Below are 15,627 nucleotides of genomic sequence, written 5' to 3' on the forward strand. Positions count from 1 at the left end.
ATCGATTCGTCCCGAGATCAATCAGTACTTTATTGAATCCAATACCGACGGAAAACCCTTCAGCCGCGAACAGCGTTCCGTCGTTTATCAAAGAGCAAAAAAGGTTTTGGATACGGTCCCTTTCGGAACTCAACACAACGTTTACGAACAAGGTTATGAGTTCGTGACTCACTCACTCTATCCAAAACATGTTGATCGGGAGTCACTGCGAGTGACGGTCGGAAGTAATCTCTGTACTCAGCCCTACTCAATGTCTCTTCTTAATATTTCAGCTATGAGTTTTGGATCACTGTCCCCAAACAGCATCTTGGCCCTCAATGGGGGCGCTAAAGACGGTCGTTTTGCTCACAATACCGGAGAAGGAGGCATTTCGCCTTATCATCTAGAACCTGGTGGTGATCTTATCTGGCAAATTGGCACAGGGTATTTCGGCTGTCGCAATCATGTCGGGGATTTCGATCCAGAACTCTTTAAAAAGAATGCCACCTGCACATAGCGCTTTCTCTGATGCGAAAGGCATGCTTTCATTCATTTCTCAATTACGCGATCTTTCTGGAGGAAAACCTGTTGGCATTAAGCTCTGTTTGGGCCATCAAAAAGAATTCGAAGAGTTGGTGGACCTGATGCGCGATCTTAAAAGCTATCCCGACTTTATCGTTGTGGACGGCGCTGAGGGCGGCACGGGCGCCGCCCCTTTGGAGTTTACAAACTATATTGGGATGCCGGGAATCGACGCGCTTGTCATCATCGTCGACGCTCTTAAAAAGGCCAACCTCAAAGACCAAATCAAAGTCATCGCAACCGGCAAAATCACCACGGCATTTGATATCGTAAAGCTTCTTTGCATTGGCGCTGACGCGACCTATGCGGCACGTTCCATGATGTTAGCACTGGGGTGCATTCAAGCTCTTCGTTGCAACAACAACAAGTGCCCTGCGGGAGTCGCCACTCAAAACAAAGCCCTTTATAATGGCCTTCATGTACCTACAAAACGAGTCCGCGTTAAAAACTTTCATCAGGAAACTCTGGAGGCCGTCGCTCATGTGATCGGCGCCATGGGCGTAGGACACGTTGAAGAACTCAACAGAAGTCATCTTCACAAAAGAGTCGATGAAAATAGCATTCGAACTTATTCCGACATCTATCCCGAAATCGTTTAGAGAACTCATCGGCATCGAGTCCTGCACTCGGACATTTTAAAAGTAAAAAGGGAGCTTCCGCTCCCTTTCACATTTCGTTAAAATTTCTTTTCTATAAGAGATCTTATTCATCATCCAGTTCATCGTCACCAACCACACCGAGGTTGTATTTTTCTATGCGATAACGCATAGATCGGAACGAGATATGAAGCAATTTCGCAGCTCTCTTTTTCACGCCGCCTGCGGAATGAATCGCCTTGATCAATAATTCTTTTTCAATCTGACCCATGACTTTATCAAGATCAACACCATCATCACCGATTTCAATTTCGTTGGATGATGCCATCTTACGACCGGAAGACGTGTTCACCATAGGAGGTAAAGACTCTGGCAAAATAGTCGCGCCCCCCTCCAAGGCCACCGTTCGCTCAATCAAGTTCTCAAGCTCCCGAACGTTTCCTGGGTAATCATACTTTTTGAGGATCTCCATGGCTTCGGCACTGATGCCGCCGATATTTTTATTCAAACGCTCATTATACTTCTTTAAAAAGTGATTGGCGAGCAACGGAATGTCTTCACGGCGCTCACGGAGACCCGGAGTTCTAATATTAATAACATTCAAACGATAGAACAAATCTTGGCGGAAAGTTCCTTTTTGAACCATTTCCTCTAAGTTTCTATTCGTCGCCGCGATAATACGTACATCCACTTTATTATCTTCTGTAGCACCCACGCGGCGAATGACTCGCTCTTGAATCGCACGAAGCAACTTCACCTGAATCGTTAAAGGCAGCTCCCCCACCTCATCCAGGAACAGGGTTCCGCCATCGGCGACTTCAAAAAGACCTGCTTTATCAGCCACCGCACCAGTGAACGATCCCTTCTTATGACCAAACATTTCAGATTCCATGAGATTCTCTGGAATGGCTCCGCAGTTCACTGTCACGAACGGTCTGTCTTTTAGGGGACCATTATAGTGAATCGCCTTTGCGACCACCTCTTTACCTGTTCCCGACTCTCCCGTGATCAAAACATTCGTGGGTGTTTGAGCCACCCTTTTGATCATGTCATAGATCGAATGCATCGCGGGGGAATTCCCCACCATGTTCTGGAAGGAGTATTCTTTAACCAGTTCTTTTTTGAGAGATCTATTTTCAACTTCAAGATTACGAGAGCGCAAAGCGTTTTGAATATTCAACCGAACTTCATCAATCTTAAACGGTTTCGTCAAATAGTCGTAGGCGCCCATCTTCATAGCCTCGACAGCCGTTTCGGTTGTTCCAAAGGCCGTGATCAACATGAACACAGTATCCGGGTAGGATTCTTTCACATGCTTTAAAAGTTCAATTCCCGTAACATGAGGCATTTGCAAATCGGAAATGATCATGTCGAAAGTTTTTTTAGCAAGAAGGTCTTTCGCTTTTTGGCCATCCTCAGCCAAAGTGATTTCATACCCTTCTTTTTTAAGCATGATTTCTAAAAACTCGCGAATTGATTCTTCGTCATCGACAACAAGAATTCTCGACTTCATTTATACGCTCCCACGTCCTGTGTTAAATACTATTCTCTCAATGAGCTCTTGGAAAAGTCAAAACAAACTCAGTACCTACGCCCACTTCACTCTCTACAAACACCTGCGCCCCATGTCCCTCTAAAATCTTATGAGTCACGGCTAGACCAAGGCCTGTGCCTTTGGCCTTGGTGGTATGAAAGGGCTCAAACATTTTTCTCTTCGTCGCTTCACTCATCCCACAACCCGCATCTCGAATTCTTACCTGTATTTCTTTTTCACTCGCCAAAGCTCTGACGGAAAGACTTGGCTTTTGCGATTCACCCATCGCCTGATAAGAATTGATGATGATATTTAAAAAGGCCTGCTTTAGCTTATCCCGACGCCCTAAAATGATCAGACTTGATCCAAGCTCTCGCACCTGCTGCACATCTGCACGAACTTGAGAATTCACAAGCATAGAATCCAGAATTTCAGTCAACAGCGGTGATAGATCCACGGGATCCGTCGGTGGTGTTTCTGGTCGCGAATAGTCCAGAAACTCCGTGATCAGATTATTCAGACGATCAATTTCACGAAGTATGATCTTCATTAACTTTCTATCGTCTTCATTATTTACAGTTTGAGTCAAAAGTTCGATGCTTCCACTGATCCCAGCCAAGGGATTGCGAATCTCATGTGCAATTCCAGCGGCAAGCCCCCCGACCGCGGCCATCTTCTCATTTTGGCGGGCACTGTACTCAAGCTGACGAATCTTGGTCAAATCATCAAATAAGGCAATACAAAGTCGAGCTTGCAGTTCCGGGCTATAAATCTTAGATACTGTCATGCCCAAAATCTTGGCTTGAGTTTCCCCTGGAGAAGCGTATTTTACGTCTCCTTTAAAAAAACCCTCATCATTTTTAGCACTCGGAAAGTAATCATACCAGTTGGCCTTGCTTAAATCCGCAACACCCAAGATTTGGGTTGCCGAAGAATTCGCTTTTACAATCTCACCGGCCTCAGTGAAGGACACCATCCCCGTGGGGATATTTTCCACCAACACTTCGTTCAGTTCTTGCGCAGAACGAAGACTTAAACCCGTCTTTTTGAGTTCACTACCAACACTCTGAAGCTGTTCACTCAAGTATCCCGAGAGCCCTGCCACCGAGAAGAACGCAATATTGTTCAGGGTTAGAAGAAAAAAGAAACTTAAGGCTTTCATCTCTGGCGAAAACAGCGCCGCCAAAGAAAAAAAGATACTGGTAAAAAGAGCCAGAGTTAAAGCTCCGACACCGCGACAGGCAATACCTGCCAAGAGAATATTCACCAGATGAAGAAACAAAAAAAGCGACTGATTGATTCCTGAATAATAGATAAGAAGGGAGATAAAGAGAGAGTCGAAAACAAAACCTGCAAACAGCCATAAGGGCCGCTGAAGTACTTTCTCCCAATTTGCGAACCAGACCAGATGAAGGGTCAACGCGACGGTAAGAATCCAATAGAAAGGACCCAGGATCGACCAGTTAATAAACCCTTCCTGAACGATGCTGGAGATAATGCTAATCAGAAGAATCAAAACAAAAAGGCTGAGGCGGACAAACTCCACCATCAACCCACTGTTTTTATTATTCTGCATCGCAAAGCTAAGACGCATCTACTGAACCACATCCGCCATATTGAAGATTGGAAGATACATCGCCACGACCAGAACCGCGATAATACCACCAAGCACAACCATCAAAAGAGGCTCAAGCAAGGACGTCATCGCCTTCACGGAAGTTTCAACTTCATCTTCATAGAAGTCAGCGATTTTACCCAACATAATATCCAAAGTCCCCGATTGCTCTCCGATGGAGATCATTTGCACAACCATGTCCGGGAAAGCCTTTTCCTTACCCAGAGGGGATGCAAAAGTTCTGCCTTGAGTAACGGACTCTTTACAACGAAGCAAAGACTGTTCGATCACCACATTCCCCGCCGTTTTCGCAGAGATCTCAATTGCTTCAATCAAACCAACGCCGGACGCCAAGAGAGTTGAAAGCGTTCTTGTTAAGCGAGCAATCGCGGATTTTTGAATCACTTCACCAAAAACAGGGGCCTTCATCAGAAAACGATCAAAAGAGTCCTTGCCTCCATCCGTCTTTATCCATTGCATGAAGACGAAAGGACCTAAAATCAGAATCGCCAAATAGACATACCAATTATTGATCATCGAGTTACTTAAGTTCACCACCAACTGAGTTAAAGCCGGTGGTTCTTTTCCTGAAGACGCAAAGAACTCCATGAATTTCGGAATAATGAACACCAAAATACCCGCAATGACGATCATCGCGACCACGATGATGACCATCGGATAAACCAAGGCTCCCTTCACCTGAGCCTTCAACTTTTCAGACTTCTCCATATAGTTGGCAAGACGCTGCAAAATACCATCTAAGATACCGGCTTCTTCCCCGGCTTGGATCATGTTGACATAAAGTTTATCAAAAACATTTGGCACCTGCGCCATGGAATCCGCTAAACGTCGTCCGCCTTCAATCGAGGTTCTGACCTGCGCGGAGGCCTCGCGCAAAAGTCCAGGGCGCAATCCTTCAGACAAAATCTTCAACGCATCCACAACCGGGATCCCCGCATTAATCAATGTCGCAAACTGACGAGTGAAGATCTGCAAGTCCTTACCTTTCACACGAGGTACAAAAAGACTTGAACTTTTTCCCGCCGCCGGGCGAGCTCCACCAAACTGAACGACACGAACTGGAAGGAGTTGCTGAGCTCTCAGTCGAATGATCGCTTCCTGCTGAGAGGCGGCCTCTAATTCCCCCTGCACCACCTGTCCTGATGCATTCTTTGCCTGATACTGAAATTTGGCCATATTAGATACCTACCTTCTTAAGAAGTTGATCGAGGTTGTCTGGATCCCGAGACACTTCAAATGCCGTTTTGAGATCTACGCGACGACGAATAAGATGTTGCAAGAGAGACTGATTCAAAGTCAAAATTCCAGAGTTCTCTGAAGAGTTTGCCATCAAGTTATCCACGCCTTTGACGTCTTCATCCTCAACCAAACTTCGCACCTGCGGTTTCATCAAAAGCACTTCGTGAGCAAACACTTTTTCACCGCCAAGCCCTGACATGGGGTATTGCCCCGATGCCAAACTCAACACTTCGGCCAGGCGAGGAGCTCCATGCTCACCGTACTTTCCCCCCAGTACCGACAAAGCGCGACGAAGAGCATTGATCACCGAAGGCGCTTTCATTGAGTAAATCACAAAGAGACCTTTTTCAGCCAAGGCCAAGGCTTCTTCAATAGACGCTTCATCGTCATGATCATCAAAGACAACCATATCCACGCCCGCCATCAAGCTTTGTCGCTCTTCCTGACGAACGAACTCACCCTTATGATAAAGATAGCAGGCCTTGGCCTCCCGAACCTGAGGAAAGGCTTTCCGAGAGAACACCACCCCTACGAACGATTTTTCTTCACTCAATTTTTGTAAAATGCGATGAAGTGCCCACACCTGCCCTGCTTCGCCAGGGCCCGAGAGTAAGACCAAGCCTTTCATACGAAGGCACGTTTCCAGTAACGACGGTGGCAACGGAATTTCCTGGCGACTTCCGTCTAAATCCATATCAAGAACAGCCTTCATCGTGCTGTCTTGCTGAAAGAACGAAAATCCAATACGAACGCTTTCAAAGGAGGTCTCTCCTTGCACAACTCCGGTCGTATCCAGAACTGCCTTTTGTTGGCTGTTTAAAAGACTTTGCTGCAGCAGATTCCACTCTGTCATCAAAGCGGGAGAGCTTCTCAAACTCACCCATCCCGAGGGCAGACGAACCCGAGGCTCACTGCCCACGACAAATAAAAACTCTTCCGCCTTTTTTGCCTTCGCCTGCAAAAGAAGTTCCGTCAAACTCATTATGTGTCCTTCACTGATGCATTGAGCACTTCTTCAATTGTCGTAATGCCACGTTTTAATTTTATTAAAGCACTTCGTCGCAAGGTTCTCATGCCCTGCTCTCGAGCTAAAAAGCGCAGTTGTCCCGTGGAGGCTCCTTTTAAAATCGCCTCTTTCATCTTTTCCGTCATGTGCATCAATTCATAAATCGCCGCACGTCCCTTGATGCCGGTGCTGTTGCAGTTCGCACAACCCTTTCCACGGAAAAGCTTGTAGTCACCAACTTCCGTTGGGGAGACTCCCAGATTAATCAAAGTTTGAGGAGGTACTTCTACCGGCGCCTTACAGGACTCACAAATCTTTCCCACAAGACGTTGTGCCACGATCAAATTCACCGTGGAGGTAATGATATAAGGTGCAACCCCCATCTCGGTCAGACGAATCACCGTCGAAGGAGCATCGTTGGTATGCAAAGTACTCACAACCAAATGCCCCGTGGAGGCGGCTTTAAATGAAATCTCGGCGGTTTCAAGATCACGAATCTCCCCCACCATGACGATGTCGGGGTCTTGACGCAAGAAGGACTTCAGTGCATTGGCAAAGGTCAGATCAATATCAGGATTCATTTGCACCTGATTGATCCCTTCCAAGTTAAACTCCACTGGATCTTCCGCTGTAGAGATATTTACGTCCGACTGATTCAGTTCTGAAAGTGCAGAGTAGATCGTAGTGGTCTTACCAGAACCTGTAGGTCCCGTGATCAGCACCATCCCCTGCGGAAGATTAATATTGGATTTAAAGAGCTTTAGATCATCTTCTTCAAAACCCAACTTCGTCATATCCAGTTGAAGATTCGATTTATCCAAAAGACGAAGAACAACTTTTTCACCCCATAAAGTAGGCAAGACGCTGACACGAAAGTCCATTTCTTTACCCTTGGAGGTGCGAACTTTCAAACGACCATCTTGAGGACGACGTTTTTCAGCGATATCGAGTTTCGACATGATCTTAATACGAGAGGCAATGGCCGCCCCAGTCCCAGAAGGGGGAGCTGTGGCTTCAACAAGATTTCCATCGATACGGAAGCGCACGCGATATCTTTTTTCGTAGGGTTCAAAATGAATATCAGAAACTCTTTTACGAATCGCGTCCGTCAAAATGGAATTCACGAACTTCACAATCGGAGCGTCATCCAAAGGCCCGTCTTGATCGATGACCTCCGCCGTCGGACCACCAATTGAAAACTCCTCATCCAACCCCTCAACACTCATCGTGTTAAGAGACTTCGTACTAATGCTGCCACCGTAATACTTTTCAATCCCCGAAACGATCGCACTTTCGGTTCCCACCACCGCCTGAATCCGACAGCGTGTGATAAAACGCAAATCTTCTTTGACGATAATATTACTAGGATCGGCGAAGGCCACAACTAAGGTCGTCCCCGCCTTCTGCAAAGGAATTAACGTGTTTTTTTCGCAAACGTCTTTTGGAATCAAAGAGATCACACTTTGATCAATTTCAAAAGTATTCACTTCCACACCAGGAACAGCAAAGTGCTTTTCTAGTGCGCGAAGGATTTGGTTTTCCTTAAGAAATCCTAATTGAACAATCGCGGTCGTTAACTTATGACCGGACTTCTTTTGTTCTTCCACAGCCACCGCGAGCTGGTCAGACTTAAGCAAACCTTGCTTTACTAATATTTCACCAATTTTGAGCGAAGACATTGTGGCTCCCCTAGACAAACTTTACTCTAGGGTGCCATTTTTTGTAACTAGGCCAAAGAATAGTTTTCCTCGTGAAAATCTATGAAGGATTTTCCTGCAGAAACAGCTTCCAACTTTCGTGGATCTCTTGCGTGGAGACCTCTGTGACTTTCAAACGCTCCAACCAGAGACGCGTTAACACTTCCGCGATCAAAACCGGATGCAAGACCCTGAGGTCCGCCCGCTCCGCCTCTTCCAAAAGAAGATTATGGATCGGAAAAAGGTTCAGATCCAAAGCGTACCCCGTCCCCTTCATAAAGTTAAAATAGGAGAGATCCGTCAATAACGACTTATGCTGGGATAAATCTACCACATTCACCACGATGCCCGCACTGACGGACTGAAGCGTGAGGTCCTCCATGGGAAGAATATGAAAACGAACCCCCAACTGCGAACGAGTCAGAATATCTTTTTGCGATTGAAGCTGACTGACATCTCCTATCAGATAAATATCTGCTATTCCCATCTCTACCAAAGCAGCGGATACCACACGAGCCGTTTCATTATCGCCGACGACAAAAGCCGGAGCCCGAATATCCAAATCTCTGGCATTGGTCACTAGAACAGAGCGCATGGACTCATGCAACAGCAGACGCGGATACCATGAACCGTCTTCTTGAAATAACGAATCGACAACCTCGACAGCCCGCACTTGAGTCGGCAGGACTTTCATATGCGACAACACTTGAGACGACAACGACGGCTCGATCTTAACTGCGGTCGCTCCCTTCAAAAGCTCGGGGGAAAACTCGGAGTGCACCTCAAAAACCCATCCCCACCCTTTCTTTTCAGAAAGTGTGCGAAGATATTTCATGAAAAAACCCATCCCCTCGGAACGGAATTCAACTATTTTGAGAGTGCTCATTAAAATACCTACGGGCTTTCACCATGTCGTTTTGAATCTGAATCTTCAGCTCGTCAATTCCGGGAAACTTCATTTCATCGCGAATAAAATGCAGCAGATAGACTTCGACTTCGACACCATAAAGATGGGCATCAAAATCAAAAAGATGACTTTCAATTTTGATAGGGCTTTGGCCATTTTCATGAAAGGTCGGATTAACGCCGATGTTCGTGATAGAAGGATGCGAGTGCCCACCTATCTTCGTCAGAGTACAATAGACCCCCTGACGTGGCATAAACTCGACATCGGGATGAATGTTGGCAGTAGGGACTCCGATTGTACGCCCCCTCTGAAAACCCTTCTCGACGTGTCCGCGCAAATAATAGGTTCGCCCTAAAAGTTCGTTCGCCTTCTCAACATTTCCATTTTTCAGTTCTTCACGAATGCGCGAGGAAGACACCACCGCTCCTTGGTACTGAAATGGCGGAATGATAATCAGACGAATGCCTTTTTCTGCGCAAAATTTTTCAAGGAAAGGAATATTCCCAGCCCGATCCGCACCAAATGAAAAATCATGTCCCACCACCAAGGTTTTAGGATGCAATTTTTCAACTAGATAATTCTGTAAAAAATCCTGCGGCAAAAGCTGCGCAAACTCCTTGGTAAACTCTTCGAGAATGACGTACTCAATACCTCTTTGGGCAAACTGCTCCTGCTGATCCTTAAGGTCAAAAAGTCGGAAGGTAGGACGTTCAGGATGAAGAACTTTCACTGGGTGCGGATGAAAGGTGTAAACAACCGAGGGGACTCCGAAATACTGGGCCTCCCGAACCACATTTTCAATCAACTGCTGATGCCCAAGGTGAACGCCGTCAAAATTCCCTATAGTGACCACGGAAGCCTCAAGGGGGGAGCTCAACTGTTTGACGCCTGGATAGATATGCATATTTTTCAATATACCTCGTTCTACGCTTATCGGTAAGTGCTTTTAATAGTTGAAATTTTTAATAAATTTGCTATGTTGCGACGCGTGCAAAAGCCCTCTATTGACCACCTTAAATTGCGACTCGAAGTCCTGCTTCGTTTCTTCTCCCGTCGCCGGGGTTTTTGGCTTCGTTGTCTTCTTTGCTGGGCCATCGGCTGCCTTGCTTTATCCAACGATGAAATCAATGCCTATGATCAAAGATTTCAACTGCGAGGAGACCAGAAGACTTCCTCGCAAATTGTCTTGATTACGATCCGCCAGTCTGACTTTGCAACCATTTACGACACTCGCACAAACTTCCTTGATAACATGAGTGAGGTGACCGACATCACCGACAGTTTCTTCTGGAACAAAAGAATCTGGACTGAGTTGCTTTTTAAAATCCTTCGTCAAAATCCCCGCTCCGTTGGTGTGACTTTGTACTTTGGCGACAACGTCGGAACGGTTCGCCTTAATGCCGAAGAACAACGGCTGTTCCTGGACTCGCGCGTGGTTTGGGCTTCAACCACGAATAGCTTAGAAAGAATTTTGACTCCCATCTTTACAAGCCGCAATCACGACAATCTGGGCAGCAATGAACTTCGTCGCGACGAAGATGGTGTCGTTCGGCGCGTTTTCCCGCAAAGAGCAGAGATGCCTCATCTTGTAGAAAAGATCACGGGCAAAGCCTTTCCAACGTCTCAAGCGGGACTTCCCATCAACTATCGCGGATCAAACCGCGTCTTCACCCAGTACTCACTCAGTGAAATCATGTATGATGAAGTGCCTGCCAACGCTTTCTCGGATCGCATTGTGATCATTGGCGCAGAAACATCTTCAGGCCCGGTGTACATGACGCCCATGGGAACCCTGTCGCGCACCGAGATTCTGGCTCACATCACTGACACCGTCTTAGGCAATAAGTGGATCAAACGCCTGCCTTTCTGGTGGTACGCGACCGGCTTCTTTGCTCTTATGCTCATCGCCGTTTTTCTAATTACCACCTACCCCCAATCCGTGGCCCTGTTTTTTATTGTTTGGATTGGCACCTTGCTGGCAGCTCTTTCGGCGTGGGTTTTTGATACCTTCTACTTCTGGTCGCCGGCAATGTCGCCCTTTGTTCTATTGGGAACTTCTTGGATTATCTTTATCGGCTATCAAGCTTCCAAAATTGAAAGAAAGAACTTTCGCCTGCAACAAGAGCAACAGTACCTTCAGGAGCTGGAGCAACTGAAAAACAACTTCGTCAGCTTGATTTCTCACGACCTCAAAACACCGATTGCCAAAATTCAGGCCATCGTGGATCGCCTTTTGATGCAACCGCAAGCAGAGGAACTAGGGCAAGACTTACGATCCCTGCGCCTTTATGGTGACGAACTCAATCGCTACATCCAATCCATCCTCAAGGTTTTGCGTGTCGAATCTCGAGACTTCAAAATCAATACGGAAGTGGGGGATATCAACGAGGTGATCGAAGAGGCCCTGACACTTTTGCGTCCTTTGGCTCGCGAAAAAAACATTCAAATCCATACCTCTTTAGAGCCGATGTTTTCCCTTGAATTTGACACCACCCTTATCAAAGAAGTGGTCATCAATCTGGTTGAAAACGCCATTAAATACACTTCCCGAGATGGACAGATCGAGGTTATTTCATGTGAGACGGACGATCTTGTTCACGTGATCGTGAAAGACACCGGGGAAGGGATTAAACCTGAAGACATGGAAAAGGTCTGGGGGAAATTCACTCGCGGCAGCGATCAAGACTTGAAAACAAAAGGGACCGGCTTAGGTCTTTATCTGGTAAAATATTTTATCGAACTTCACGGCGGAAAAGTAAAAATGGAAAGCACCGTGGGCCAAGGCACCACCGTTTCTTTCACACTTCCGCTTGATACTGAAAATGAGGTGTTAGCATGATGAACAAACTCCATACGCTCATTGTTGACGACGAAGCAGAACTGCGCCGCTCGGTCATTTCGATTCTAAAATCCGCCATGCCCGAGATTGACTTCACAATCGAAGAGGCCGCTACAGGAAAAGAAGCCTTGGAAAAGGTCCAGCAGCAACAATGGGACTTAGTTCTGATGGACGTCAAGATGCCTGAAATGAACGGCATTGAAGCTTTGACTGCAATCAAGGAGCATGACCCGCGCACGTTCGTCGTTCTTATGACGGCGCACTCAAATCTTCACGATGCGGTCCTGGCGATTAAAGAAGGCGCCTATGACTATATCGAGAAACCCGTAAAGCCTGAACTCTTGACTGAAATCGTGCGCAAAAGTTTGGAAGCTCGCGATCTGGTTTCAAGCTTGGCACTTTCGAATCCTGTTTTTGACGACGACATTGAAAGCGAGTTTGTCGGCGACAATTCGAAAATGAGAGAGGTCTTCAATTTGATCTATCGCCTGTGTAAGGTCGATACGACAGTGCTTGTGCGTGGTGAAAATGGTACCGGAAAAGAGCTCGTGGCTCGCGCCATTCACTTTAACTCCCCTCGTAAATCAGGGGCTTTTGTCGCCATCAACTGCGGCGCTATTCCTGAAAGCCTGATGGAGAGCGAACTGTTCGGTCACGAAAAGGGTGCCTTTACTGGTGCCGTGGAACGAAAAATCGGAAAGTTCCAGATGGCCAACAATGGAACTTTATTTTTGGATGAAATCGGTGAGCTGAAACCAGACATGCAGGTGAAACTTTTGCGTGTTCTGCAAGAACGCAAGTTCACCCCTGTTGGTGGCACCCGCGAGGTCAAAACCACAACTCGAATTATCGCTGCGACAAATCGCAATCTCGAAAAGATGATGGCCGAAGGGACTTTCCGCGAAGATCTTTTCTATCGCCTGAATGTGATGCCGATCTTCCTCCCTCCTCTTCGTGAACGCACCGATGATATTGAGGCGCTGGTGCAAAACTTTATTAAAAAGTTCTCGAAACAACATGGTCGTATCATTAGCGGCGTGACCCCAGATGCTTTGGATCTTCTCAAGTCCTATCGCTGGCCGGGCAATATCCGTGAACTTGAGAACGTCATTGAAAGAGCTTTTATTGTTGAAAATTCTCAACTTATCACCGTCGACTCTTTACCTGAGTCCTTCAAACTGGCTCCCAAAGAAAGTTTAGATAAGACGGCCAGCGTTGGGTACTCCGGCCCCTTGGACTTTGATGCCTTCAAAGAAGAGATGGAAAAAGAGTTTATCGTGAGTGCCCTGAAGGCTAACAATGGACGTATCAATCAGACCGTGGCGCAGGCGAACATTCCAAAGAACACCTTATTGCGTAAGATTCGTAAATACGGGATTAACGTCAAAGACTTTACTAACGAAGAATAAAACCCGCCGTGCGAAGCACTTCCTCTGCGGAAATGCTTTTCATGCACTCGTGAGTTCCAATGGGACAGACCTTGTGGCCATGTTTGCCACAAGGTCGGCACTTCAAGCCCTCTCTTTGCACGACATAACTTTCTGCCGACCAGGGACGATAACCGAATTCCAAAATAGTAGGACCAAACACCGCAATCAGCGGCACTTCACAAACTGCCGCCAAGTGAGTCGAGGCGCTGTCGTTCCCAATCACTAAAGCTGATCGCGCAATCAACTGCGCAGATTCGATGATTTTGGTTTTTCCTGCTAAAGAAATAGCCCCGGGGATCTGTTCGGCCACGTGTTCCGCCAAAGCCTCTTCTCCAGGCCCTCCCATAACATAGATTTCAAAACCACGTGCTTTCAACGCCTTGCCGGTATTGATGAAACCCTCTTCCGTCCAACGTTTTGTCGCCCACACACTGCCAGGAAAAAGCAAAATAGCTTTCCCCTCATCAAAGCCCTTCAGCGGGAATCGATTCTTGAGCGACTCATAGATGTCAGTTAACTCTAAGACCTGATGGCGAAGACTCATCGACGCCCACTTCGGAGGTGCCGGCAAATGGCCATGCTCCTGAGTTGTATAGGGGCGCTCTTGCGCTGAATACTGAGCAAGGTCCTTTGCCAGTTGCTCATCTTCAGGAGCTAAAAGACTTAACTGCCTCATTGCATCTGGCAACTGCACATCTCTTTGAGTTCTTTTCGAGAAGACCACAAAATTCCAGGATTTTTGAAAAGCGATCTTATGCTGGGCTTTGATTTGAGTGCAAAAAAATGCCGTTCTTAAAGATTCGTGAGGAGAGATTAAATTATCTACCTGGGAATAACGAAGATGTTCTACGATCTTAGAGTAAGATTCTGACTTCCCTTTTTCGATTTCAAAAACTTGATCGACCAAATGGGTCTTTAAGAAAAAGTCCCCAAAACCCTTACGGCAGACCAGCGCAAGTTTATGTTGTGGCCATAGCTCCCGGCACTTTTTCAGAAGCGGGATCGAGAGCAGAAGGTCTCCCAAGAAGGCGGTTTGCACAACAAGATTTAAGGGCATGAACAATTTCCTCTAACGAAACCTGATCGTAGCACATAATGCTTTTTTCACAAGTCCTCTTCCAGCAAGGGCTGCAGGGACTCTGAGTAAGAATCTTAAATCCTCGGTCATAAAGATCAATCTCTTGAGCGCACGTGGGACCAAACCAGGCAATAACCTGCTTTTTTTGAGTAATCGCCATATGCATTCCCAGACTGTCTCCGGTGATCACGATATCACAGGCCGAGACACTCACTAAACCGTCCCGCAAGCCCGATTCTGTCTGGGAGGAGATCACCGGCAAGCCCTGCGCTATCAAAGAATTTCTTTCCGTGTCTTCCGGTCCCCCCAGAAGAACAATTTCGGCCAACGGAAAATCTTGATGAATCCGAGAGATCATCTGACGATGATATTCCACCGTCAATTTCTTGTGGGGAATGACATGACTGCAACCGGTATTTAAACCAATCACAAGATGCTTAGAGTTTTCACCCAACCACTGCTCTTTCCGGCGACAAGCCTCACGCTCTTCGCTCTCAGTCAAAGGAAGCCAGTACTCGTCCCTTTGAAAGCTCCCAAGCTCTAAGGCCTCTACCATGAGCTGTGTCTCTGACTTCTGGTTTTCAAAGAATTTCTTTTGGTTATTTAAACCCAGCTCCCAAAGTTCTTGGGCCGCGTTCGTCGCTGGTAAGATCGCTCCATTACGAGGATTCGATACAAAACCAAGAACTTGATCCACGGTGGTTCTTTTGAGAACCCCTGCCGCCTTTAAGGACTTATCAATAACAAAAGCGATTTCAAACTCTAACGATCCCAACTGCAAAAGATCTGCTTCGCTGGTTGTTAGCACCCGATCAATCGCCGGATGACCTTTCAAAAGATGATGAGCCGGAGCATCCGTCACCCACGTGATCATCGACTGAGGATACTTTCTTTTCATGGCTCGCAACAAAGATGTACTGCGAACCACCGCCCCCAGAGCACCCAGGTGGACAATCAACAAAGAAATTGTGGGGATATCTTTATGAGGACAAGACTCATTGCAGATCTCATTTTTTCCGCATGGTTTATATCCTGAAAAATATCGACAATCGCTGATCCGCATAAAATTATTGTATGCCAAAGCCGAGAATTCCCTGAGTCTGG

Annotated in this window: 11 protein-coding genes and 1 pseudogene; 3 read left to right on the forward strand and 9 right to left on the reverse strand. The window is 46.6% G+C overall.

What is annotated here, in order from left to right; all coding sequences use genetic code 11:
* Window positions 1-1,160: pseudogene (locus ACM64D_RS11600) on the forward strand (glutamate synthase-related protein); the annotation flags it as partial.
* 103 nt (window positions 1,161-1,263) lie between these two features.
* Here the strand turns inward: ACM64D_RS11600 and ACM64D_RS11605 are convergent.
* The 7 genes from ACM64D_RS11605 to ACM64D_RS11635 form a co-directional block, all read right to left on the reverse strand.
* Window positions 1,264-2,670 (reverse strand): sigma-54-dependent transcriptional regulator, encoded by a 1,407-nt coding sequence (locus tag ACM64D_RS11605; RefSeq protein WP_415063387.1) that lies wholly within the window; start codon window positions 2,668-2,670, stop codon window positions 1,264-1,266.
* Window positions 2,671-2,707: 37 nt separating this feature from the next.
* Complete coding sequence (locus tag ACM64D_RS11610; protein WP_415063388.1) at window positions 2,708-4,267, reverse strand: two-component system sensor histidine kinase NtrB; 1,560 nt, start codon at window positions 4,265-4,267, stop codon at window positions 2,708-2,710.
* An 18-nt stretch (window positions 4,268-4,285) separates the two neighbouring features.
* Window positions 4,286-5,503 (reverse strand): type II secretion system F family protein, encoded by a 1,218-nt coding sequence (locus tag ACM64D_RS11615; protein WP_415063389.1) that lies wholly within the window; start codon window positions 5,501-5,503, stop codon window positions 4,286-4,288.
* Between the two features lies 1 nt (window position 5,504).
* Window positions 5,505-6,548 (reverse strand): twitching motility protein PilT, encoded by a 1,044-nt coding sequence (locus ACM64D_RS11620; RefSeq protein WP_415063390.1) that lies wholly within the window; start codon window positions 6,546-6,548, stop codon window positions 5,505-5,507.
* A complete protein-coding gene (gene pilB / locus ACM64D_RS11625) occupies window positions 6,548-8,251 on the reverse strand; it encodes a type IV-A pilus assembly ATPase PilB (RefSeq protein WP_415063391.1) in 1,704 nt (567 codons plus the stop codon). Before pilB ends, ACM64D_RS11620 begins: the two co-directional genes overlap by 1 nt.
* A gap of 79 nt (window positions 8,252-8,330) precedes the next feature.
* The gene (locus ACM64D_RS11630; protein ID WP_415063392.1) at window positions 8,331-9,155 is read right to left on the reverse strand and encodes a hypothetical protein; all 825 of its coding nucleotides are present in this window, start codon (window positions 9,153-9,155) and stop codon (window positions 8,331-8,333) included.
* Window positions 9,133-10,080 carry a bifunctional riboflavin kinase/FAD synthetase gene (locus ACM64D_RS11635; protein ID WP_415063444.1) on the reverse strand — a complete coding sequence of 316 codons (948 nt, stop codon included), beginning with the start codon at window positions 10,078-10,080 and terminating at the stop codon, window positions 9,133-9,135. Before ACM64D_RS11635 ends, ACM64D_RS11630 begins: the two co-directional genes overlap by 23 nt.
* Window positions 10,081-10,152: 72 nt before the next feature.
* Here ACM64D_RS11635 and ACM64D_RS11640 point away from each other — a divergent pair, with 72 nt between their 5' ends.
* The gene (locus tag ACM64D_RS11640; RefSeq protein ID WP_415063393.1) at window positions 10,153-12,015 is read left to right on the forward strand and encodes a CHASE2 domain-containing protein; all 1,863 of its coding nucleotides are present in this window, start codon (window positions 10,153-10,155) and stop codon (window positions 12,013-12,015) included.
* The gene (locus ACM64D_RS11645; RefSeq protein ID WP_415063394.1) at window positions 12,012-13,424 is read left to right on the forward strand and encodes a sigma-54-dependent transcriptional regulator; all 1,413 of its coding nucleotides are present in this window, start codon (window positions 12,012-12,014) and stop codon (window positions 13,422-13,424) included. Before ACM64D_RS11640 ends, ACM64D_RS11645 begins: the two co-directional genes overlap by 4 nt.
* Here ACM64D_RS11645 and ACM64D_RS11650 read toward each other — a convergent pair.
* Together ACM64D_RS11650 and ACM64D_RS11655 are read right to left on the reverse strand one after the other, a co-directional pair.
* The gene (locus ACM64D_RS11650) at window positions 13,411-14,502 is read right to left on the reverse strand and encodes a glycosyltransferase family 9 protein (RefSeq protein WP_415063395.1); all 1,092 of its coding nucleotides are present in this window, start codon (window positions 14,500-14,502) and stop codon (window positions 13,411-13,413) included. The genes ACM64D_RS11645 and ACM64D_RS11650 overlap by 14 nt on opposite strands.
* A complete protein-coding gene (locus tag ACM64D_RS11655) occupies window positions 14,405-15,586 on the reverse strand; it encodes a glycosyltransferase family 9 protein (protein ID WP_415063396.1) in 1,182 nt (393 codons plus the stop codon). Before ACM64D_RS11655 ends, ACM64D_RS11650 begins: the two co-directional genes overlap by 98 nt.
* Window positions 15,587-15,627: the final 41 nt, after the last annotated feature.

Source organism: Bdellovibrio sp., assembly GCF_047637665.1.
Taxonomy (GTDB): domain Bacteria; phylum Bdellovibrionota; class Bdellovibrionia; order Bdellovibrionales; family Bdellovibrionaceae; genus Bdellovibrio.

Coding starts and splice junctions, on each gene's coding strand:
- ACM64D_RS11605 (WP_415063387.1), bottom strand. CDS start 2,670: ATGAAGTCGAGAATTCTTGTTGTCGATGACGAAGAATCAATTCGCGAG.
- ACM64D_RS11610 (WP_415063388.1), bottom strand. CDS start 4,267: ATGCAGAATAATAAAAACAGTGGGTTGATGGTGGAGTTTGTCCGCCTC.
- ACM64D_RS11615 (WP_415063389.1), bottom strand. CDS start 5,503: ATGGCCAAATTTCAGTATCAGGCAAAGAATGCATCAGGACAGGTGGTG.
- ACM64D_RS11620 (WP_415063390.1), bottom strand. CDS start 6,548: ATGAGTTTGACGGAACTTCTTTTGCAGGCGAAGGCAAAAAAGGCGGAA.
- pilB (WP_415063391.1), bottom strand. CDS start 8,251: ATGTCTTCGCTCAAAATTGGTGAAATATTAGTAAAGCAAGGTTTGCTT.
- ACM64D_RS11630 (WP_415063392.1), bottom strand. CDS start 9,155: ATGAGCACTCTCAAAATAGTTGAATTCCGTTCCGAGGGGATGGGTTTT.
- ACM64D_RS11635 (WP_415063444.1), bottom strand. CDS start 10,080: ATGCATATCTATCCAGGCGTCAAACAGTTGAGCTCCCCCCTTGAGGCT.
- ACM64D_RS11640 (WP_415063393.1), top strand. CDS start 10,153: ATGTTGCGACGCGTGCAAAAGCCCTCTATTGACCACCTTAAATTGCGA.
- ACM64D_RS11645 (WP_415063394.1), top strand. CDS start 12,012: ATGATGAACAAACTCCATACGCTCATTGTTGACGACGAAGCAGAACTG.
- ACM64D_RS11650 (WP_415063395.1), bottom strand. CDS start 14,502: ATGCCCTTAAATCTTGTTGTGCAAACCGCCTTCTTGGGAGACCTTCTG.
- ACM64D_RS11655 (WP_415063396.1), bottom strand. CDS start 15,586: ATGCGGATCAGCGATTGTCGATATTTTTCAGGATATAAACCATGCGGA.